Genomic DNA, 21,789 nt, shown 5'->3' with positions numbered 1-21,789 from the left:
AATGAAGGATAAAGCAGGAAAAGTTGCTGTAGTAAAGAAATTGGTGGAAAAAGGTAAGAAAAAAGGGAACTTAACTTATAAAGAAATAATGGACGAAGTAGAAGGCGTAGAGTTAACTCCAGAGCAAATAGAAAAGATTTATGAAGTTCTTGAATCCATGGGTATTGATGTTATAGGTGCAGCTCCAGAGGAAGAAGATGAAGAAGAGGTAGAGATAGAGGTTGACATAACAATTCCAGAAGGGATTGCCATAGATGACCCAGTTAGAATGTACCTTAAAGAAATTGGTAAGGTACCTCTATTATCTGCAGAAGAAGAAATGAGACTTGCGAAACTTATAGAAAATGGTGATGAATATGCTAAGAAAAAACTAGCAGAAGCAAACCTTAGATTAGTTGTAAGTATTGCTAAGAGATATGTAGGTCGTGGTATGTTATTTTTAGACTTAATTCAAGAAGGTAACTTAGGACTTATAAAAGCTGTAGAAAAGTTTGATTACAGCAAGGGATTTAAATTCAGTACCTATGCTACATGGTGGATTAGACAGGCGATTACAAGAGCTATTGCAGACCAGGCTAGAACTATTAGAATACCAGTACACATGGTAGAAACTATTAATAAGTTGATTAGAGTATCTAGACAGCTTCTTCAAGAATTGGGAAGAGAGCCATTACCAGAAGAAATTGCAAAGCATATGGATATGAGCGTAGATAAGGTTAGAGAAATAATGAAGATTGCTCAAGAGCCTGTATCCTTAGAAACTCCTATAGGTGAAGAGGAAGATTCTCATCTTGGAGACTTTATTCCTGATGATGATGCATTAGCACCAGCAGAAGCAGCAGCCTTCACTATGTTAAAGGAACAACTAATCAGTCAACTTAGAACTTTAACTCCAAGGGAAGAAAAGGTGTTAAGACTTAGATTTGGTCTTGATGACGGAAGAGCTAGAACTCTTGAGGAAGTTGGAAAAGAATTCAATGTAACAAGAGAAAGAATTAGACAAATTGAAGCAAAGGCTTTAAGAAAGTTAAGACATCCAAGTAGAAGTAAAAAACTTAAGGATTATTTAGATTAGTTAGAGCTGTCTTTTAAGGCAGCTCTTTTTACATAGCTAGAATTTGTAATAGACAAAATCACTTAGTATAATATAGAATAGGTATATATACATTTTATAAGGAGGTAATCCATGAATAGTTTCAATAGCAATAAGAAGCTAGAAATAATTCCCACTATATTAACTTTTGTTGTCTTGAATGTAATAGGGGTATGGGCTACACACATTTTAGATTCCTATCTCATGTTGAGTTTAATTAGAGTGGTGTTGGTGATTTGTAATATATTCTATTTATATCACATAGGAATATGGTTAACTGTAAAGTATGAAATAACAAATAGTGAAGTAACGATAAATGCGCTGGGTGGACTAAAAAAAGTAATTTTACCTTTAAGTGATATAGAATGCTACACTGTAGGAAAGGGAAAAATTAGAGGGATAAGTCTTTCAGGTATATCATCTAATAAATTTGCCATAGGAAGAATTGTAGTAAAAAACTTAGGAACTTCCAGAATGTTTGTAACAAGTGGTAGTAGTATTATATATTTAAAAACTGAAGATATAAGCTATGCTCTATCACCTAAGAAATTCAAAGAGTTCATGGAGGTACTAAATAAGCTAGGCATTGAAGAGAAATCTTGGACAAAGGAATATAATAAGGTTAATAAACTGCATAAGGATAAAAAATTTATACTTCCATTAGTTATAACTAGTATAATAATTTTATTTACAACTTTTTATCCAATGGTTTTATATATACTAAATAAGCTTCCGGATATAATGCCTTTAGTTCTTAATGTGTCAATGGAAGCTGCGGAAGTGGGTACTGACAAGCAATTTGCCTTCTCTCAGATGCTCTATGGAATATTAAACATGGCAGTGATGTTCTGTATGTATTATGCAGCTCATTTTTGTGCAAAATATGATAAAAAGTCTGCCTATAGGTATATCTATATATCACTTTTAGTGGCAATAGTATTCCTATATCTTCAAATGAGACTTATGATAGCTGTTATATAAATAAGGTGTTAGGTGAAAATATGATAATTAGCAAAAGATTAAAATTAATAAGTGATTTAATCACAGGGGTTAAGTCTATGGTAGATGTAGGAACAGACCATGGATATGTACCCATAGAACTTTTAAAAAGGAATAAAATAGGCTTTGCCATAGCCAGTGATATAAATAAAGGTCCAGTGGAAAAAGCTAAAAAAAATGTAAGTGATAATAACCTTCAAGAGAAAATACAGTGTAGACTTGGAGGAGGGCTTACAACTGTAACTCCTGGAGAAGTAGAAGTAGCTGTCATTGCTGGTATGGGAGGAAACTTGATAAGAGATATCCTAGAAGAAAGCAAAGAGGTCTTTAAAGAGTTAAACTATGTAATAGTTCAGCCTGTACAAAATCCAGAAGTCTTAAGAGAATATCTTTATACCTCAGGGTGTAACATCCTAGATGAGTGGATAATATATGATGAAGAAAAATACTATGAGATTATGAAGATATCCTGGGGAATTGAGCCTAAAGATATGGAGCCTATTTATTATGAAATAAGCAAGATTCTTTTAGGTAAGAAAGATGATACTTATAAGGAATATTTAAATTATAAGCTGGAAAAATATTTAAGAATCCATGAAGACCTTAAGGGTGACACAGAAAATTCAAGAAAAAGAAAATTAGAGTTATGGGATAAAATTCAAAAGATAAAAGATTTTTTACTTGAATAAATGTGTGGAGGATATAATATGGTAAAAATAAATCAAGTCATTGATATAATGGAAGAAATTGCACCATTAAACCTAAAAGAAAGCTACGACAATGTAGGTTTTATGGTGGGAGATAGAGAAAGTGAAGTAACTAGGGTCTTAGTTGCTCTAGATTGCACTCTAAAGGTCATAGAGGAAGCAAAGGAGTTAGGAGCTCAGTTGATTCTAACTCATCATCCACTGCTGTTTATAAAGCCTAAAAGCATAACTACAGATAGCCTTCAAGGAAAAAAGATTATGAGGCTAATAGAAAATGACATAGCGCTATATTCTAGTCATACTAATTGGGACACTGTAAAAGGCGGATTAAATGATGAGTTTGTGAAACTCCTTGGTTTTGAAGGAAGTAAAATTATTGAGATATCTCCATCAAATCCTACAGCTGGAGTGGGAAGAATAGTTCAGCTGAAGGAAGATACAACAGTAGAGAGAATAATAAATGGGATTAAGGATAAACTAAACTTACAAAATTTAAGATATTCCGGAGAGTTAGATAAAAAAGTAAGAACCGTATCTCTAGTTAATGGAAGTGGAGAAGATTACTTGCAGCAATCCTATGACCTAGGTGCTGATCTATTAATCACAGGGGATACTACCTATCACTTTGTATCTGACTATGAAGAGTTGGGATTGTCTGTAATAGATATAGGGCATTTTAATTCAGAATGGCCATTAGTAATGAGTTTATCAGAAAATATCAAAAAAATATTAGTGCCTATGGGTGTAGAAGTTATTTTATCTAAAGTTATTAAGGATCCATATAATTTTATCCGATGACTACCGGCTCTAATACTCCCATCTTCTTCAAAGTGTGAGTAAAGAGTGGCTACGTCCCTGGATAACGATTTCTAAGCTTCACTGGGAGTAAAAAACTCCCTCTGAAGCAAAGAACTCTGTTTATTTAGGTTTATTACTTTATAAAAACTGGCTTAATAAAGAGATGGAAATCCTTGAAATCCGCGCTATCACAACAACTAGTTAACTATTTAAATAGTTAACTAGTTAAAATTTTATATATTAAACTAGTCATATAGGTAAAATTTTCTATAGTTTAATATTTGTATATTTATATAGACATATAGTTTTATATTTACATATGAAGCTAGTTAAATAGTTTTATATGTGGATTATATAACCAAAAATAGAAAATTTAAAGACGTTGCAATGAGAAAAGATTTATGTTAATATTAATTTTGCGAGTAAGTCAGACAATCGCTGCTGAGAAATCAGGAGAGGAAAGTCCGAGCTCCATAGGGCAGGGTGCTGGGTAACTCCCAGTGAAGGCGACTTTAAGGAAAGTGCAACAGAGATATACCGCCTGAGTGACTTTTTAGAGGAATACATTCTAACTAGTTAGAATGCATAAGTTCCACTAACCAAATCGTAGATTTGGAGTGTCACTTAAGGTAAGGGTGGAAAGGCGAGGTAAGAGCTCACCAGCGCAATGGCGACTTTGCGGCTATGTAAACCCCATCTGGAGCAAGATCGAAAGTGGAACATTATGGGGCTGCCCGTCCCGTTCCCGGGTGTATCGCTTGAGCCCATTAGTGATAATGGGCCTAGATAGATGATTGTCGAATACAGAACTCGGCTTATAGATTTACTCGTACCATTAAAAACACTAAGATTAAACTTAGTGTTTTTAATTTGCCATTTTTAAACGAAGTATGAATAAATAAAATTTTGAAATCTTATTCTTTCAATTAAGGAGAATAAGATTTTTTTATTTTTCATTTCTAATTGGTCAATTTTCTAGAATAGTAGTAAATATAAATTTTATAGCATTAAAAATATTTTTCACAAAATGAAACTTGAATTAAAGTAAAATGTATCAATTTATAAAAATAGAAAATGAAAAACTTAATAAAGTATAGAAAAGCGTAGTAATATGGATTAATTGAAATATAATTTCCATATATTAGATTAAATGAATGAAAATAAAGTTTGAAGATTTGAGAATATGATATATTATATAAATATAAAGAAAATTTAGAAAATTAGACAAAATGAAACAATTAACTTCTTAGATGGTTGCAAATAAGTTACATGGGTTATAATTGTTTCAATAACAATAATATCTGTAGGCTTATTAATATTTCGGCAAATAAAAAATACTAAAATTTAAGAAGTTGTTAGCATTTCGTACAAGCACTAACTATCTCCCTCATAGTGTTTGTATATATTATGCAAGACTAGGATATCCCCCTATCCTAGTCTTTTGTTTTGTAAATAATTCAATTTGAATCGGAAAAAATAGATATGCTTGTAAAATGGTTTGATTAATATGAATATTTCTAAAAAAACAGGTCGTCTTTAGGAGACTCAAAATAAGTAATACCAATGGTTTAAACTATGAAGAACATAAAAGCATAAAAACTTAAAAACTTAAGAATATAAATACATAGTAATATGTAATTGCTTTAAGCTATTAAAGTTTATATAATATATAAATACAAAGGATATATATGGCTATATTTCCATGTGGCTATGGTAAAATATATGGCAAAATATTATAAATTATGATATAATTTTTGAGTAACGATGGAAATAAAAAGTTTTTGTTAATAAAATCACTAAAAACATGAAGATTAATAAAGAATTATAGGACTAAAAATAGGACAAGCTCATTGGTTGTACATAAAAAATATAGGTAATATAACGGATAACAAAAGTTAAAATGATATATAACGTTAAATTTGTAATATGTCATTTTTATTATCGTATATTATATAGGGAAAGTTTATAAAGATCTGAAAAATAAATAAGATTAAGAATTAATTAAATTTATGAAGAATGAAAATTTCATATCTTTGATTGGAGGAAGTAAAAAGTGAAAAGAGCGTTTGATTTAGTGGTGAGTGTTATAGCATTAATGTTACTATCACCTATAATTCTAATTATTTCTATATTAATCAAGTTAAATAATAAGGGTTCTATAATATTTAAGCAATGTAGAGTAGGAAAAGATAATAAGGAATTTGTGATTTATAAGTTTAGATCAATGGTGAAAGGTGCACCAGAGATAGCAAGCACAGCTTTAGAAAATCCTGATGCATATATAACTTCAATAGGCAAGTTCTTGAGAAAAACAAGTTTAGATGAATTGCCACAATTACTAAACATCATAAAAGGTGATATGAGCTTAGTGGGCCCAAGACCTGTTATTAATGACGAAAGTGAAAAAGAATTATTGAAATTAAGAACTGAATATGGTGTTTGTAAATTAGTTCCAGGGCTTACTGGTTGGGCGCAAATTAATGGTAGAGATAATATGTCTACAGCTAGAAAAATCACCTTGGAAAAAGAGTATCTAGAAAAGAAAAGTTTTGTTTTTGATATTAAAATACTTTTTATGACTTTTGTGAAGGTTTTTAGGCAAGAAGGTATTGTTGACGGAAGAGAAGAATTAGAACAAGTGGTTTATCGCTCAGTAAAAGCGAAGGATGCTATGTAGTTATATCTAAAGTGACAAAAGAATAAATTTTCAAGGAGTGTAATAGTTGAAAATATTAGTAGTGACACAATATTTTTGGCCAGAAGAGTTTAGAATAAATGATATTTGTGCTGGTCTGGTAGAGGAAGGTAATGAAGTAGAAGTTTTGACGGGAATTCCTAATTACCCTAAAGGTAAATATTTAGAAGGTTATTCTATAAAAGGACCTTATAGGGATGTATATAAAGGAATGAAAATTAGAAGAGTACCTATAGTACCTAGAGGTAAAAATAGTTCCATACTCTTAATGTTAAATTACTTATCATTTATGATTTTGGCTACTATAAGGATGATTCCTCTACTTTTTAAGAAATATGATAAAGTATTTATGTTCGAAACATCACCAATAACTGCTGCGATACCTGCTTTGGTATATTCAAAAATAAGGAAGACTTCATCCTATATTTACGTGCAGGATGTGTGGCCGGAGATTTTCTATACTATTGTACCAATAAACAATGAAAAAGTTAAAAAAATATTAAAGAAGGTTTGTACTTCAATATATAATGGATTTGATAAAATACTTATTAGTTCTAAAGGGTTTAAAGATATTTTATGTAAGACAGGACTGGGTTCAGAGAAGATAATATATTTTCCACAATGGGCTGAAGACTTATATAGAACTAATGTGGATATAGAAAAGAATGAAGATTTTACTGTTACATTTGCAGGTAATATAGGAAAGGCGCAGAGTGTGGATACTATAGTAAAAGCTGCAAATTTATGTAAGAAAAATAAGGATATAAAGTGGAATATAGTTGGAGATGGCAGTGAGTTTGAAAATATAAAAAAAATGGTAAAGGAATATGGGCTGGAGGATACTGTGATACTACCAGGTAGAAAGCCAGTAAGTGAAATGCCTGTATGTTTTGCAATGTCCGATGCCTTGATAGTAACTCTAAGGGATGAAGAAATATTAAATGCTACATTACCAGCAAAGGTACAGTCATATATGGCCTCTGGAAAGCCTATAATAACTGCTATAAATGGAGAAGGCAGTGAAGTAGTAGAAAAAAGTGGTTGTGGATTAGCGGGACAAGCCGGTGATTATAAACAGCTATATGAAAATGTAATGTTATTATACAATATGACTAATGTTGAAAGAGTAACTATGGGTGAAAGAGGAAGAATATATTTCGAAGAGAACTTTACAAGAAAAAAATTATTAAAAAAGTTGATAAATATAATGATATAATTTACAAGTGCGACTATGCACTTTATTTATATATAAGTTGTATAAATGGGGGCGTTTTAATTATGTTTAAAGATAAAGTATTATTAATAACTGGAGGTACAGGATCCTTTGGTAATGCAGTATTAGATAGATTTTTAAATATTGACATTGGAGAAATTCGTATATTTTCTCGCGATGAAAAAAAACAAGATGATATGAGAAAAAAATATAATAATAGTAAAATAAAGTTTTACATAGGTGATGTAAGAGACTTACAAAGTATTAAAGCTGCAATGTATGATGTAGATTACGTATTTCATGCAGCAGCATTAAAACAAGTTCCTAGTTGTGAATTTTTTCCTTTAGAGGCGGTTAAAACAAATGTTATAGGAACTGACAATGTACTTACAGCCGCCATAGAAGCCGGAGTAAAAAAAGTAATATGCCTATCTACAGATAAAGCAGCTTATCCTGTAAATGCTATGGGAACTTCTAAAGCGATGATGGAAAAAGTTTTTGTAGCTAAATCAAGAACAGTATCACCAAAGAAAACTTTAATCTGTGGAACTAGATATGGAAATGTTTTATGTTCAAGAGGTTCAGTTGTTCCTCTATTTATCGAACAGTTGAAGAGTGGAAAGCCACTTACAATAACAGAACCAAAGATGACAAGATATATAATGAGTCTAGAAGAGGCTGTAGAGTTAGTTGCGTTTGCTTTTGAAAATGCAGAAAGTGGAGACATTATGGTTCAAAAGGCACCAGCTTGCACAATTGAAGTTTTAGCTCAGGCTGTAAAAGAGTTATTTGGAGTAGAATCTGAAACAAAAATAATAGGTATTCGTCATGGAGAAAAGATGTATGAAACACTTTTAACTAATGAGGAATGTGCAAACGCTATAGATATGGGAGATTTCTATAGAGTACCAGCAGATAAAAGAGATTTAAACTATGATAAGTACTTTACTGATGGAAATGAAGGAAGGACAAAACTTGAAGAATATAACTCTAATAATACTCAATTATTAAATGTAGAAGAAGTAAAATCAAAACTTTTAACTCTAGATTATATTAAAGATGAATTGGAAGCATGGAGGAATAGATAGTGAAAGTATTAGTAACTGGTTCAAATGGTTTCATAGGTAAAAATTTAATTGAAAAGTTAAAAGAAATAGGTGGTTATGAAATAGCATCTATTGATAAAGAAAATTCTAAAGAAGAGTTAAAGTCAGAAGTATTAACTTCAGACTTTATTTTTCACCTTGCTGGAATAAATAGACCAGAAAAGGAAGAGGAGTTCTTTCAAGGTAATTCAGGGTTAACAGGAGAAATAATAGAGCTGCTAGTAGAGAATAATAAAAAAACTCCGGTTTTAATAACTTCATCTATTCAAGCAGAGTTAGATAATGCCTATGGTAAAAGTAAGAAAATGGCTGAAGAAGAATTATTGAAATATAAAGAAGTTGCAGGAGCAAGGGTTTTAGTATATAGATTACCAAATGTTTTTGGAAAATGGTGTAGACCTAACTATAATTCAGCTGTGGCAACCTTTTGTAATAACATAGCTAAGGGTGAGGAAGTATGGGTATCAGACCCTAGTAAAGAAATGACTTTAGCTTATATAGATGATGTTGTAAGATGCTTTATAAACTCTATGAAATCTAATGAAGAAGTAAGAGGATATGCGTCTGTAGATGTAGAGCATAAAGTGACTTTAGGAAGAATAGTAGAACTTTTGAATTCCTTTAAGGACAGTAGAAAGAATCTAATGGTTCCAGATATGAGTGATGGATTTACTAAAAAGTTATATAGTACTTATCTTAGTTATTTACCAGAGAAGGAGTTTAGTTATCCTCTAAAGATGAATGTAGATAATAGAGGTTCTTTTACTGAGTTTTTAAAGAGCCCAGAGAGAGGTCAGGTATCTGTAAATATATCTAAGCCAGGTATAACTAAAGGAAACCATTGGCATCATACCAAAAATGAGAAGTTCCTTGTAGTTAGTGGAACTGGACTTATTAGATTTAGAAAAATTGGTAGTGAAGAAATAATAGAATATAAAGTTAGTGGAGAAAAACTTGAAGTAGTTGATATTCCAGTAGGATATACTCATAGTATTGTTAACACTGGTGATACTGATATGGTAACTATAATGTGGGTTAATGAAGTTTTTGATCCTCAGGTTCCTGATACAATATTCTTGGAGGTATAAAGATGAAAAAATTAAAGGTAATGACTATAGTTGGAACAAGACCGGAGATTATAAGATTAGCTGAAACAATAAAAAAGTGTGATGAGTACTTTGAACATATATTAGTTCATACAGGACAAAACTGGGATTATACGTTAAATGATGTGTTTTTTAAAGAGCTAGAACTTAGAGAACCTGATCATTTCTTAGGAGTAGTAGGAAGTGATTTAGGAGAAACCATGGGGAATATTTTAGCTGAAAGTTATAAAATATTAGTTAAAGAAAGACCAGATGCATTACTTATACTAGGTGATACTAACAGTTGCTTAAGTGCTATTTCAGCAAAGAGATTAAAAATTCCAGTGTTCCATATGGAAGCAGGAAATAGATGTTTTGATCAAAATGTGCCAGAAGAAATAAATAGAAGAATTGTTGACTGTACAAGTGATGTAAATTTGGCATATACAGAACATGCAAGAAGATATCTTTTATCAGAGGGGATGAGAAAGGAATATACTTTTGTAACAGGCTCACCATTACCAGAAGTGTTTAAGAAGTATATGTCTAAAATAGATGCTAGTGATGTGCTAGAAAGATTAGCTCTAGAAAAGGGTAACTACATATTAGTAAGTGCTCATAGAGAAGAAAATATAGATAATGATGAAAATTTTAAGAGCGTAACAGATGCTTTAAATGCTATAGCAGAAGAATATAATATGCCAATTATCTATTCAACTCATCCTAGAAGCTGGAAGAGAATTGAAGATAAAGGCATCAAGTTCCATGAAAATATTAAACAATTAAAGCCTTTTGGATTCTATGATTATAATAAACTTCAAAAGGATGCTTTCTGTGTATTATCGGATAGTGGTTCTTTAGCAGAAGAGTCTAATATTATGGGATTCCCAGCAGTATCTATAAGAACAAGTACTGAAAGACCAGAAGCTATTGATAAGGGTTCAATAGTTCTTGGAGGAATAACCTTTGATAGCATAACTCAAGCTATGGAAGTTATAGTTAAACAAAAATCACTAGGTGAAGAAACAGTAAAAGTACATGATTATACAGATGTAAATGTAGGAATGAAGGTAGTAAATGCAATTCAAGGATATACATCAGTAATTAATAAATTTATATGGAGAAAATAGTTAATATTTTGGGGGTAAGTCTTTTATGAATAATAAGCCATTAGTAAGTGTGATAATACCATTTTATAATAGAGTTGATTGGTTAATGCAAGCTATAGATAGCGTATTAAATCAAACATATACAAATTATGAGATATTAATCATAAATGATGGCTCAAAAGAAAATATGGATGATTTTTTATTAAGGTATAAGGAAAAAATTATTTATATTGTAAAGGAAAATGGGGGGCCAGCGGCTGCTAGAAATTTAGGGATAAAAAAGGCAAGGGGAGAGTATATTGCATTTTTAGATTCAGATGATTTGTGGATATCAAATAAATTAGAGTATCAGATAAATGAAATGATAAATAAAAATGCAGCATGGAGTCAAACATCTTATGAATTATTTGGAGATGGAGCTGATGGGAAAAAAGTTAATGCAATAATAAATCCTAATTTATTTAAAAAAATGCTTTATATATCAAATGGTATTGCAACCCCAACTGTCATTATCAAAAAGCGAATATTAGAGGGTGAAGATACATATTTTAAGGAATATAAAAGATATGGTGAAGACATTGATCTTTGGATTAGATTATCTAAGAAAAGTGATATTTTAAGCATAGACAAATATCTAACTAAAGTGAGAATTAGAGGGAAAAATGCGGGACTACTAGCTTCAGTTCAACTCCAAAGTAGAGCTGAGTTTTGTGAAGATATAAAATTAATGGAAGAAGTAAATGGTGGAATAAAATTAAATTACAAAATTTGTAAGATGATGTATCAAATTCTATGTGATATAAAGCATAGAATAACTGATAATCAAATAATCTTTGAAGCGTGTAGTAAAATATTATATTTTGTACCGTATGTAATATTTAAACTATATAAAATTTATATGTTAAACATAAAGTGGAAATAGATATATAGGAAGGATAGTATTATGGCATTAATAGATTTTGTTATACCTGTATATAATGTGAAAAAGTATATAAAGCCTTGTGTAGAAAGCATTAAATCACAGGATTTTAATAATTTTAATATTATACTGATAGATGATGGTTCGACAGATGGAAGTTCTGAATTATGTGATATTATTGCAAGTGAAGATGAAAGAATAAGTGTTATTCATAAAAAAAATGGAGGCTTATCTGATGCAAGAAATTTTGCTCTTAATTATTGTACAAGTGAATATGTAACTTTTTTTGATGGCGATGATTTAATGGAAAAAAATATGCTTGAGAAAATTGCAAATAAGTTAAAAAATGATACTCCTGATGTTATGATAGGTAGATATATTTATTATTATGAAAATACAAATGAAAAAGTAGAGGGTTGCTGTAAACTTGAGAATAATAAAGTTTATAATAAATCATGTGATGAAGTTATTCAATATTTACTATCATCACCAAATTATACAATGGAAGCTTGTAGATATTTTATAAAACTTGATTTGATAAAAATAAATAATTTACGATTTAAAAAAGGATTCTATCATGAAGATGAAGAATGGACACCACGACTTTTATGCAGTGCTAGAAAATTTAGTGTTTTGGAAGAACCATACTATATATATAGACAGAGAAGTGGGTCAATTATGGCATCATATAATATAGAAAAAGAACTACATAAGATAGAAATTTCTAAAATCTTGATTAATAATGCACTAAATCAAGAGTATTCAGAAGTTAAAAAATCATTTATGTTATATAGGGCTGCAGTATTATATATAAATATTTTTATTAATTATTGTGAATATAATAAAGAGGAAAGAAAAAAATTATATAATATTATAAAAGGAGAAAAATATATTCTTAATATGCATAATAGTAAAAAAGTAAAGACTGTAAAAATAGCTTCACAATTATTTGGGATAAGATTTGTGTGTAGATTATTGCATATTAGGAAGTATTTGAAAAGTGCAATGAAATAATATTAAATATTGTAAATAGTGTTTTTAACAATACTGGAAAATAATTAATTATATTTATAGTATAAGAAACTTTATACAGCATATTAGGAGAAGATAACATGGAAAAAATACAAAACTTTATTTTAAATAAGAATTGCTTTGTAATTGGTGCTCTGTTAAGTTCATTAATAACGATAATACCATTTTTCGCAAGATTAATTACTTTTAATAAATTATTTATTGTATGGGGAATGGTGATAATAATTAAAGATTTATTAAGTAAAAAGATTATATTCAAAAATAAATTAAGATTTATTTTGATAATATTTTGCTTATTTTATGGAATAACAGTAATATTAAATTATGAAAATAATTTTATTTCTCAAGTGTCACATTTTGGTTATATACTTTGTACTATTTTTATTTTATATTCATATGATTTAAGTATTGAAAAAATGAAATATATTAAAAATATATATACTTTTAATAAAATTTTTAATCTATATTCATGTATATTTACCACGATTTCATTAATCTTGATAATTACAGGAACTAAGCTTAGTTATAAGAATAGTATGGGAGTTGATAGATTTATAGGGATAGGTATAAATAACAGGGCAGCAGGAATGTATGGAAATCCAATTGATTTTGGGTTTATTTGCATGTTTACCATATTTTTATGCACGATAAATCTAATTATTTTGAAGAAATTTAATAAGAGAAGTATTTTTTATATAGTGAATATTGTACTACATATTATTTGTTTGCCACTTACAGGGTCTAGAGGTAGTTTATTGGGAACTGCTTTATTTATAATCTTAATGTGCTTCTTTACTTTTTTTAAAAAGATAGATAATATGAGTAAGAATGAAAGAAAAAAAATTTTATTTATAACGATTCCTATAGTGAGCATATTTATGGTTATAGGACTAGTAGCTATTATTAATAAATATACCAATATAGAAAATACCGCCGATATCACTAACATAGAGAAACCATATAGTGATGTAATGGAGGAAAAAAATGAAGCTTTCTTAGGTGATAGAGGTAATTTTCAAGGAAATCCTTTAAGTGGTAGACTTGGAACTTGGAGAAGTGGACTTAAGGCTATTGCAAAGAAACCAGTTTTTGGATATGGACTTATAAATACTTTAGAGCATGCTAAAAACATAGAAGGTTCAGAAGTAGAATACTATAACCTATCAGGTGGAATGCATAATATATTTTTAGAATTTCTAATTGGCTCAGGTTTAATAGGTCTAATATGCTTTTTAATATTTATAGTATCATATATAGTATTAATTATTAAAGTACCTATTAGAAAGTATAAAGAACAGTATAAATTAATATCCGGAATTATTTCTATTATAATTTCAATGCTGGCAACAAATATATTTGATTCATCAATTATATTCCCATTATATTTGCCTTCAGTGATTTTTTGGACATACCTAGGATTTGGTATGTATATTAGAGAAAAGAGTATAGGAGAAGTATGATGAAAAAGATAATCTTTTTAACCCAAAATTTAGACGGTGGAGGAGCAGAAAGAGTATTAGTAGATACGGTAAATAATCTTGATGCTTCGAAGTATGATATAACAATAATGACAGTTCAAAATAAAGGTATATACAGAGAGCAATTAAATTCTAACATCAAATATAGAACGTTAAACCCATTTAAAAATGTATTTATTGAAAAAATATGGAATAAATTGATTTGGAAGTACTTTTACAAAATGATACATAAAATATTTATTAATAATAAATATGATATTGAAATAGCATATTTAGAAGGAGTTTCAACTAAAATAATAAGTCAATCTAAAAATAGAAAATCAAAAAAATTAGCTTGGGTACATATAGATTTATACAATTTCTTTTACACAGAAAAAATATTTAGAAATATTCAGTGTCAGAAAGAGTGCTACAGTAAATTTGATAACATAATATGCGTATCAAATGGAGTTAAAGAAAATTTTATAAAACGGTTTGACATAGAGAAAAATGTTAGTGTTTTATATAATGTCCTCGATAACAACGCTATATGTTTAAAAGCAGAGGAAGATATTAATTATTCGAATTTTGAAAATGATTTTATTATTTGTACTATTGGAAGGTTAACAAAGCAAAAGGCATATGATAGGCTTTTACGCGTACATAATAAGCTTATAAATGAAGGATTAAATTATAAACTATGGATAATTGGAGAAGGGGAAGATAGAGAGAAATTGGAGGAATATATAGAAGAAAATAATCTTTCTAATACAGTAAAATTATATGGGTTTCAAAAAAATCCATATAAGTATTTAGGAAAAAGTAACATATTTGTTTGTTCTTCTATAGCTGAAGGATTTAGTACAGTTGCAACAGAGGCGGTTATATTAGGAATTCCAGTAGTTACTACAGATTGTGCTGGAATGAGAGAACTTTTAGAAGATAACTTATATGGGATAATTGTAGAAAATAGTGAAAAAGCATTATATAAAGGCTTGAAACAAATTATTTCTAATCCTGAAGTATATAATAAGTATCTAGAAAAGGTTAAAATGCGGAGTGAAGAATATAAAATAGAAAAACGTATTAAAGAAGTGGAATATTACTTTAAATAGAGGAGAAAGACAAATATGAAGAAAATAGCTTTATTAGATACATCAATTTTTTCGGATAATAAGGGTGATGATATTATAGTACAAAGTGTTGAAAAAAACATTAAACATTTACTAGAAGGTAATTTTGTTATGCACATTCCTACTCATTCACCAGCATATCATGCATATCAAACTTTTAAAAAAAATGATAATTTGAAGAAAAGATTAGAGGAATTCGATTTAAAATTTGTGTGCGGAACCAACTTGTTATGGTCAGATATGCTGAGTAGAAAGCCATTATGGGATATAAATATTTTAAATTCAAAATATTTGTGTGGAAGTATACTGGTAGGGGTAGGATGTCCTAATAATGATATAAATGTTAATTCTTATACAAAGAAACTATATAGACAAGTGCTATCACATGATTATATACATAGTGTAAGAGATAGTAAAACCGAACACATGATGAAAGATATGGGTTTTAAGGTTATTAATACAGGATGCGTTACAACTTGGTCATTAACTCCTGAGCATTGTGCAGAAATACCAACTATCAAGAGTAGTGAAGTTATCTTTACATTAACAGATTATTGTAAAGATGTAGTTAATGATCAAAAGTTAATTAATATATTAAATGACAACTATAGTAAGGTATATTTTTGGGTTCAAGGATTACATGATTATGAATATTTATGTTCATTAAAGAATACTGAAAACATAGAAGTAGTTAATCCTACACTAGATTCATTTGAATATATATTAACTAAAGATATAGATTATATAGGAACTCGACTGCATGCTGGTATAAAAGCACTACAATACAAGAGAAGATCGATTATCGTAGCTGTAGATAGTAGGGCGCGCAATATAAATAAAGATATAAATTTAAATTGTGTTGAAAGAAATGAAATAGATAGTATTGTAGAACGTATAAATAGTAACTGGAAGACTGATATAAAAATCAATCAAGGTGCTATAAACCAATGGTTATCTCAATTTGAAATATATAAGTAGGGTAGTGAATTTATGACTAGAAGTAAGAGTTTAATAAAAAATACCGCAGTGTTCGCTATTGGAAATCTATGTTCGTATGTTATTATGGCAATAATGGTTTCACTGTATACTTATGTTTTATCAACACAAGAATATGGAAGTGTTGATATTGTAATTCAATTAGTAAGTTTAACTATTCCTATTTTTACATTAGGAATTTCAGATGCAGTTTTTAGATTTTCTATGGATAAAAATTATGAAGTAGAGAGTGTATTAACATCATCTTTAGTTGTTTTATGTTTTGGATTATTTTTATCATTTATAACTATGCCATTAATATTAGGCAAAACAGATATAAGTAAATATACTATATATTTTTTAATAATATTATTTATTCAATCAGTTTCAGTATTAGTTAAACAATTTACAAAATCTATAGAAAAAGTTAGACTTTACGCTGTTGGAGGAATAATTAATTCATTTTGTCAGCTTGTGTTTAATCTTATATTTTTATATGTATTTAAGTTAAATATACAAGGATATTTTTTAGCTATATTTTTTGCATATTTAATTGAACTTTTATTTTTGATCATTAATATTAAAATATGGAAATATATGAGTATAAAAAAGATAAATATTAACCTAGTTAAGCATATGACTTTATTTAGCTTGCCATTAATTCCTAATACCATAATGTGGTGGATTGTAGGGGTATCTGATAGATTTATAATAGCAAGTTGGCTTGGAATATCAGCTACAGGATTATATGCAGTGGCGAGCAAAATACCTTCAATTTTAAATAGTGGATTGAAAGTGTTTTTTCAAGCATGGCAAATTTCAGCTATAAAAGAACTAAACAGTAATGATAAGGATGAATATCAGTCTAAAGTATTTAACTTTTTAGCATGTGTACTTTTTTTAACCGTTTCTATTATAGTTGTATTTTGTAAGATAATTTTAAAAGTTTGGGTAGCACCAGAATTTTTCGGAGCGTGGATGGTTATACCAATATTATTAATATCAATTATATTTGATTCACTACAAGCATTTCTTGGAACAAACTACATAGCTAACAAAAATACTATGGGGGCATTTTTATCTTCACTGACTGGAGCTTTAATAAATATTATCATTAATATATTTTTAATTCCTCATATAGGAATAGCAGCGGCAGCTATATCTACAGCTATTAGCTATATTGCAATATTTTTAATAAGATATTATGGTACAAAGAGATATGTTAAGATTAATATTGATGTGAAAAAATTTAGTTTATCGCTATCAATTATATTAGGACAAATAATATTGATATATTCATCTGATTCAACAATAAATTTGATTGCATTTGTAGGCTGTATAATTATGATTTTAGTGTACAAAAAAGAAATATTTTCAATTTTAAAATTAGCTTTAAAGAATAAGTAAAGTGGCATTAATTTGTATATAGATATATTCTAAAATTTTATTAACTGAAGTATAATTTAAAAATAAGTTAGTAAATACTTTATGCATTAAATTTTATAGTTAACAATTTAATTACAAGGTAATAATTATAAAAAATAAAACTATTTTAGAATTAAATATTTTCTAAGGTAGTTTTATTGTTTTATATTACTTAAATTAGTAATAAAATTTGAATTATTCCTCCAACACATTAAAATTATTAAGAAATATATCATACTTTTCAAGGAAAAAACTGATAATATATTATACATATAGTTCAATTTATGGTATATTAAATGAATACAAAATTTTATTAAACTTAAGAAAAAAATATTTTACTTTTTATAAATTTGATGTACAATTGTATATGTGAAAATAGGAGGAAGAATGATGAAAATAAATTTTTATGAATCACAAAGAGAATATAAAGAAAAAAAAGATGAATTTGATAAAGCTATAAAAAATATAATAGATAGTGGTGCTTTTATATTAGGAAATGAAGTTAAAGTATTTGAGGAAGAAATAAAAGAATTTACTGGAGCTAAACATGCCATAGGAGTTGCATCAGGAACAGATGCTTTAGTTATTGCATCAGATATCCTTGGTTTTAGTAATAATAAAGAAATAGTAACTACACCTTTTACATTTTTAGCTTCTACATCTTGTCTTGCAAAACATGGTGGAAGACCTGTATTTGTTGATATAGATGAAGAATCTTGTGGTATGGATGTAGCTCAATTAGAAGCTGCTATTAATGATAATACCGTAGGAATACTCCCAATACATTTATTTAATCAAATGTGTGATATGGATAGTATAATGAAAATTGCTAAGAGACATGACTTAAAAGTATTAGAAGATGCTGCTGAAGCCTTCGGAATGAGATGGCAAATGCAAGGTGAAGAAGGTTATAGACATGCAGGAACTATAGGCGATATGGGTGTGTTTTCATTCTTCCCTACTAAGACACTAGGTGGATATGGTGACGGTGGAATGATAGTTACTAATAGCGATGAACTAGCAGATATGTGCCGTATGTTTAGAGTTCATGGAGCATCAAAGAAATATCACTACGACTACATCGGTTATAACTCAAGATTAGATGCAATGCAAGCAGCTGTGTTAAGGGTTAAACTTAAATATATAAACAATGCTATTGAAAATAGAAATAGAGTTGCTAAACTTTACACTGAAGGGTTAAAGAATGTAGAAGGTGTGAAAGTTCAAGGTATTAAGGCAGCAAATCAACATAATGTTTATTATGTATTTAATATCTTTGCTGAAAATAGAGATGGCCTTGCTGAGTACTTAAAATCTAAGGGAGTAGCAACTAGTATATACTATCCAAAGCCATTACACCTACAAAAGTGTTTTGAATACCTAGGATATAAAGAAGGTCAATTCCCGGTAACAGAAAAAATGTGTGAACAAATTCTTGCATTACCTATATATCCAGAGCTTACAAATGAAGAAGTTCAATATATCTGTGAGTGCATAAAAGAATTTTATAATTAATAATTATTAGAGTTTATCCAGTGACAACTAAGTTGTTGGGTAAACCTAATTTATTGTTAAAAATATATCAATATTAATTAAAATAATAATTGCTAAATTAAACAGTAGGAGACGATATAATGAAAGATTTAAAAATATCTTTAGTAGGACTTGGCTATGTAGGAATGCCTTTAGCAGTAGCTTTTGCTAAGAAGGCTCCTGTAGTTGGATTTGATGTAAACAAAGAAAAGATAAATAAGTACTTAAGTGGAGTAGATGTAACTAATGAAGTTGGAGATGAAGCTATAAAAGCATCTACTGTAGATTTCACATACGATGAAACAAAATTAAGAGGATGTAACTTCCACATAGTTGCAGTGCCAACTCCAACTAATGAAGATAAAACTCCGGATTTAAGACCAGTTATAGGTGCAAGTGAAGTTTTAGGAAGAAACTTAACTAAAGGTTCTATAGTAGTATATGAATCTACAGTATATCCAGGAGTAACAGAGGAAATTTGCGTACCAATCCTTGAAAGAGAATCTGGACTTAAGTGCGGACAAGATTTTAAAATAGGATATTCTCCAGAGAGAATAAACCCAGGTGATAAGGTTCATAGATTAGAAAACATTGTGAAGATAGTATCTGGTATGGATGAAGAAACTCTTGATACAGTTGCTAAAGCTTATGAACTTGTTATAGAGGCTGGAGTATATAGAGCTGAAAGCATAAAGGTTGCAGAAGCAGCTAAATTAATAGAAAACTGTCAAAGAGATGTTAACATAGCTTTTGTTAATGAACTTGCTATAATCTTTGATAGAATGGGGATAGACACAAAAGCTGTAATAGACGCCGCAGGTAGTAAGTGGAACTTTATAAAACTAAACCCAGGTTTAGTAGGAGGACACTGCATTGGAGTAGACCCATACTACTTAATCCATAGAGCTAAAGAGTTTGGAATAGATTCAAAAGTTATAGCTTCAGGAAGAAGTATTAATGATGGTATGGCTAAGTTTATTGCAGAAAACACAGTAAAAAGCTTAATAAAGGCTAATAAGAGAGTTAAAAATGCTAAGGTAGCAGTTCTTGGACTTACCTTTAAGGAAGACTGTCCAGATACAAGAAACACAAAGGTAGTGGACATTATAGATGAACTTAAAGACTATGGAGTAAATGTATTAACCACAGATCCTGTAGCATGTAAAGAAGAAATCAAAGAAGAGTATGGAATAGATATGGTTTCTATGGAAGATATTAAAGATGTAGATGCTATTATCCTTGCGGTATCTCATCATCAGTATAGAGATATGAGCATAAAAGACTTTGCTCCATTATATAGAAGTGAATCTTTAGACGAAGTAGCAGCAGCTAAGGATGAAGTAGAGAAAGACGTATTCATAGATGTAAAAGGCATTATGGATAGACATTGTGTAGATTCAGATACTATGGTTTACTGGAGATTATAATAATATAAAGCATAAATAAATCTATATAACATAAATAAAACACCGATTATCCTAGGATAATCGGTGTTTTATTTTACATATTATTTCTTATCAGCAAATATATAATCTCTCATTTGCTTTTTAACAGTTTCAATATCAAACTTCAAGTAGTATGTTCCTGTGCTCATATCACCTTGAGCATCTCCATCCCTTGGAAATCTTTCTTGTTCTAAATTTCCATTTCCTAAACCTACTACCGTAGTTGCTAGAGATATAAAGTCACCAGAACTTAGATTGGTTTGAACTAGGGGAAGGATATTATTTAATATATTAGGATATGATGTAGGTGATGCTGCAAGAGCCTTATTAAATACTGCAGACATTACATTTCTATGTCTATGAGTTCTTTCATAATCTCCACCACTGGCATATCTTATTCTAGAGTAGGCTAAGGCTTGTTCACCAGTTAATAATGTAGGGCCAGCAGAACTTACGCCTGGAATGTGAGATATTTCCTCTTCTTTAATATCTATTGTAATTCCGCCTAAAATATCAATTATTTGTGGCAGTGAAGAAAAGTTTACTGATACAAAATCCTCTACATTAAGTCCAAAGTTTTCATTTAAGGTTCTTAAAGCTAAGGTTGGACCTCCATAGGCATAGGCGTGATTTATTTTGTCCATACCATGATCTGGAATATTAACATAAGAGTCTCTCATAATAGATGTTACCTTAACTTTATTATGAGCTGAATCAATGGTAGCTATCATTATAGAGTCTGAACGACCAGCTTGCCCCTCTTCTGCATCAATACCATATAAAGCTATATTTTTTATAGAGTCATGGTTTTCATATTCTTTAAAGGTATCCTTTGAAGCAATACCTAACTTAGATTTGTCTATCTCTACAGTATCCATTTTGTTATACAATGAATAAAAATATCCAGCACCGATAGCTATTATAAATATCAATACTCCTAATATCCCCATTGAAATTTTAAATCCTAGGGATTTTTTCTTCTTTTTTCTTCTTTTATTATTATTTTTGTCGGAATTAATTTTACGTTGTGACATAGTTACACTCCTTTCTCTACCTAATTTTATC

The 21,789-nt window shown here is 29.3% G+C and carries 18 protein-coding genes and 1 other RNA gene; 18 read left to right on the top strand and 1 reads right to left on the bottom strand.

Translation table 11 applies throughout. From position 1 onward, the window contains the following. Position 1 precedes the first annotated feature (1 nt). The 18 genes from rpoD (at position 2) to ABDZ93_RS03895 (ending at position 20,706) form a co-directional block, all read left to right on the top strand. Positions 2-1,075 carry an RNA polymerase sigma factor RpoD gene (gene rpoD, locus ABDZ93_RS03980; protein WP_343823850.1) on the top strand — a complete coding sequence of 358 codons (1,074 nt, stop codon included), beginning with the start codon at positions 2-4 and terminating at the stop codon, positions 1,073-1,075. Between the two features lie 111 nt (positions 1,076-1,186). Beyond that, positions 1,187-2,074 (top strand): PH domain-containing protein, encoded by an 888-nt coding sequence (locus ABDZ93_RS03975; RefSeq protein ID WP_343823848.1) that lies wholly within the window; start codon positions 1,187-1,189, stop codon positions 2,072-2,074. A 20-nt stretch (positions 2,075-2,094) separates the two neighbouring features. Next, the gene (locus ABDZ93_RS03970; RefSeq protein WP_343823846.1) at positions 2,095-2,781 is read left to right on the top strand and encodes a tRNA (adenine(22)-N(1))-methyltransferase; all 687 of its coding nucleotides are present in this window, start codon (positions 2,095-2,097) and stop codon (positions 2,779-2,781) included. A gap of 18 nt (positions 2,782-2,799) precedes the next feature. After that, positions 2,800-3,597 (top strand): Nif3-like dinuclear metal center hexameric protein, encoded by a 798-nt coding sequence (locus ABDZ93_RS03965; RefSeq protein WP_343823844.1) that lies wholly within the window; start codon positions 2,800-2,802, stop codon positions 3,595-3,597. A 419-nt stretch (positions 3,598-4,016) separates the two neighbouring features. Next, an RNA gene (gene rnpB, locus ABDZ93_RS03960) (RNase P RNA component class A) lies at positions 4,017-4,431 on the top strand. A 1,219-nt stretch (positions 4,432-5,650) separates the two neighbouring features. Next, positions 5,651-6,274: a sugar transferase gene (locus ABDZ93_RS03955; protein WP_343823842.1), complete on the top strand. Its 624-nt coding sequence runs from the start codon at positions 5,651-5,653 to the stop codon at positions 6,272-6,274. A 46-nt stretch (positions 6,275-6,320) separates the two neighbouring features. Then, positions 6,321-7,508 (top strand): glycosyltransferase family 4 protein, encoded by a 1,188-nt coding sequence (locus ABDZ93_RS03950; RefSeq protein WP_343823840.1) that lies wholly within the window; start codon positions 6,321-6,323, stop codon positions 7,506-7,508. A gap of 62 nt (positions 7,509-7,570) precedes the next feature. Then, positions 7,571-8,593 (top strand): polysaccharide biosynthesis protein, encoded by a 1,023-nt coding sequence (locus ABDZ93_RS03945; protein WP_343823838.1) that lies wholly within the window; start codon positions 7,571-7,573, stop codon positions 8,591-8,593. Further along, the gene (locus tag ABDZ93_RS03940; RefSeq protein ID WP_343823836.1) at positions 8,593-9,699 is read left to right on the top strand and encodes a polysaccharide biosynthesis C-terminal domain-containing protein; all 1,107 of its coding nucleotides are present in this window, start codon (positions 8,593-8,595) and stop codon (positions 9,697-9,699) included. Before ABDZ93_RS03945 ends, ABDZ93_RS03940 begins: the two co-directional genes overlap by 1 nt. 2 nt (positions 9,700-9,701) lie before the next feature. Then, on the top strand, positions 9,702-10,826 hold the full coding sequence (gene wecB / locus ABDZ93_RS03935; protein WP_343823834.1) for a non-hydrolyzing UDP-N-acetylglucosamine 2-epimerase: 1,125 nt from the start codon (positions 9,702-9,704) through the stop codon (positions 10,824-10,826). A 25-nt stretch (positions 10,827-10,851) separates the two neighbouring features. Continuing rightward, positions 10,852-11,727 carry a glycosyltransferase family 2 protein gene (locus ABDZ93_RS03930; RefSeq protein WP_343823832.1) on the top strand — a complete coding sequence of 292 codons (876 nt, stop codon included), beginning with the start codon at positions 10,852-10,854 and terminating at the stop codon, positions 11,725-11,727. Positions 11,728-11,748: 21 nt separating this feature from the next. Then, positions 11,749-12,738, top strand: coding sequence for a glycosyltransferase (locus ABDZ93_RS03925; protein WP_343823829.1), 990 nt, complete (start codon positions 11,749-11,751; stop codon positions 12,736-12,738). Positions 12,739-12,836: 98 nt separating this feature from the next. Next, complete coding sequence (locus ABDZ93_RS03920) at positions 12,837-14,216, top strand: O-antigen ligase family protein (protein WP_343823827.1); 1,380 nt, start codon at positions 12,837-12,839, stop codon at positions 14,214-14,216. Next, positions 14,216-15,328 carry a glycosyltransferase gene (locus ABDZ93_RS03915; protein WP_343823825.1) on the top strand — a complete coding sequence of 371 codons (1,113 nt, stop codon included), beginning with the start codon at positions 14,216-14,218 and terminating at the stop codon, positions 15,326-15,328. The genes ABDZ93_RS03920 and ABDZ93_RS03915 overlap by 1 nt, the downstream gene beginning before the upstream one ends. Before the next feature lie 15 nt (positions 15,329-15,343). Continuing rightward, positions 15,344-16,324, top strand: a complete 981-nt coding sequence (locus tag ABDZ93_RS03910) for a polysaccharide pyruvyl transferase family protein (RefSeq protein WP_343823823.1) — start codon at positions 15,344-15,346, stop codon at positions 16,322-16,324. 12 nt (positions 16,325-16,336) lie between these two features. Next, positions 16,337-17,728: a lipopolysaccharide biosynthesis protein gene (locus ABDZ93_RS03905; protein WP_343823821.1), complete on the top strand. Its 1,392-nt coding sequence runs from the start codon at positions 16,337-16,339 to the stop codon at positions 17,726-17,728. Between the two features lie 408 nt (positions 17,729-18,136). Next, positions 18,137-19,261 carry a DegT/DnrJ/EryC1/StrS family aminotransferase gene (locus ABDZ93_RS03900; protein ID WP_343823819.1) on the top strand — a complete coding sequence of 375 codons (1,125 nt, stop codon included), beginning with the start codon at positions 18,137-18,139 and terminating at the stop codon, positions 19,259-19,261. A 119-nt stretch (positions 19,262-19,380) separates the two neighbouring features. Next, positions 19,381-20,706: a nucleotide sugar dehydrogenase gene (locus ABDZ93_RS03895; protein ID WP_343823817.1), complete on the top strand. Its 1,326-nt coding sequence runs from the start codon at positions 19,381-19,383 to the stop codon at positions 20,704-20,706. 80 nt (positions 20,707-20,786) lie between these two features. On the opposite strand, the gene ABDZ93_RS03890 is transcribed toward ABDZ93_RS03895, so the two are convergent. After that, positions 20,787-21,758: an LCP family protein gene (locus tag ABDZ93_RS03890; RefSeq protein WP_343823815.1), complete on the bottom strand. Its 972-nt coding sequence runs from the start codon at positions 21,756-21,758 to the stop codon at positions 20,787-20,789. Positions 21,759-21,789: the final 31 nt, after the last annotated feature.

This window comes from Clostridium subterminale (assembly GCF_039521425.1).
GTDB classification, from domain to species: Bacteria; Bacillota; Clostridia; order Clostridiales; family Clostridiaceae; genus Clostridium_J; species Clostridium_J subterminale.
This window is presented reverse-complemented; position numbering and strand designations above follow the sequence as displayed.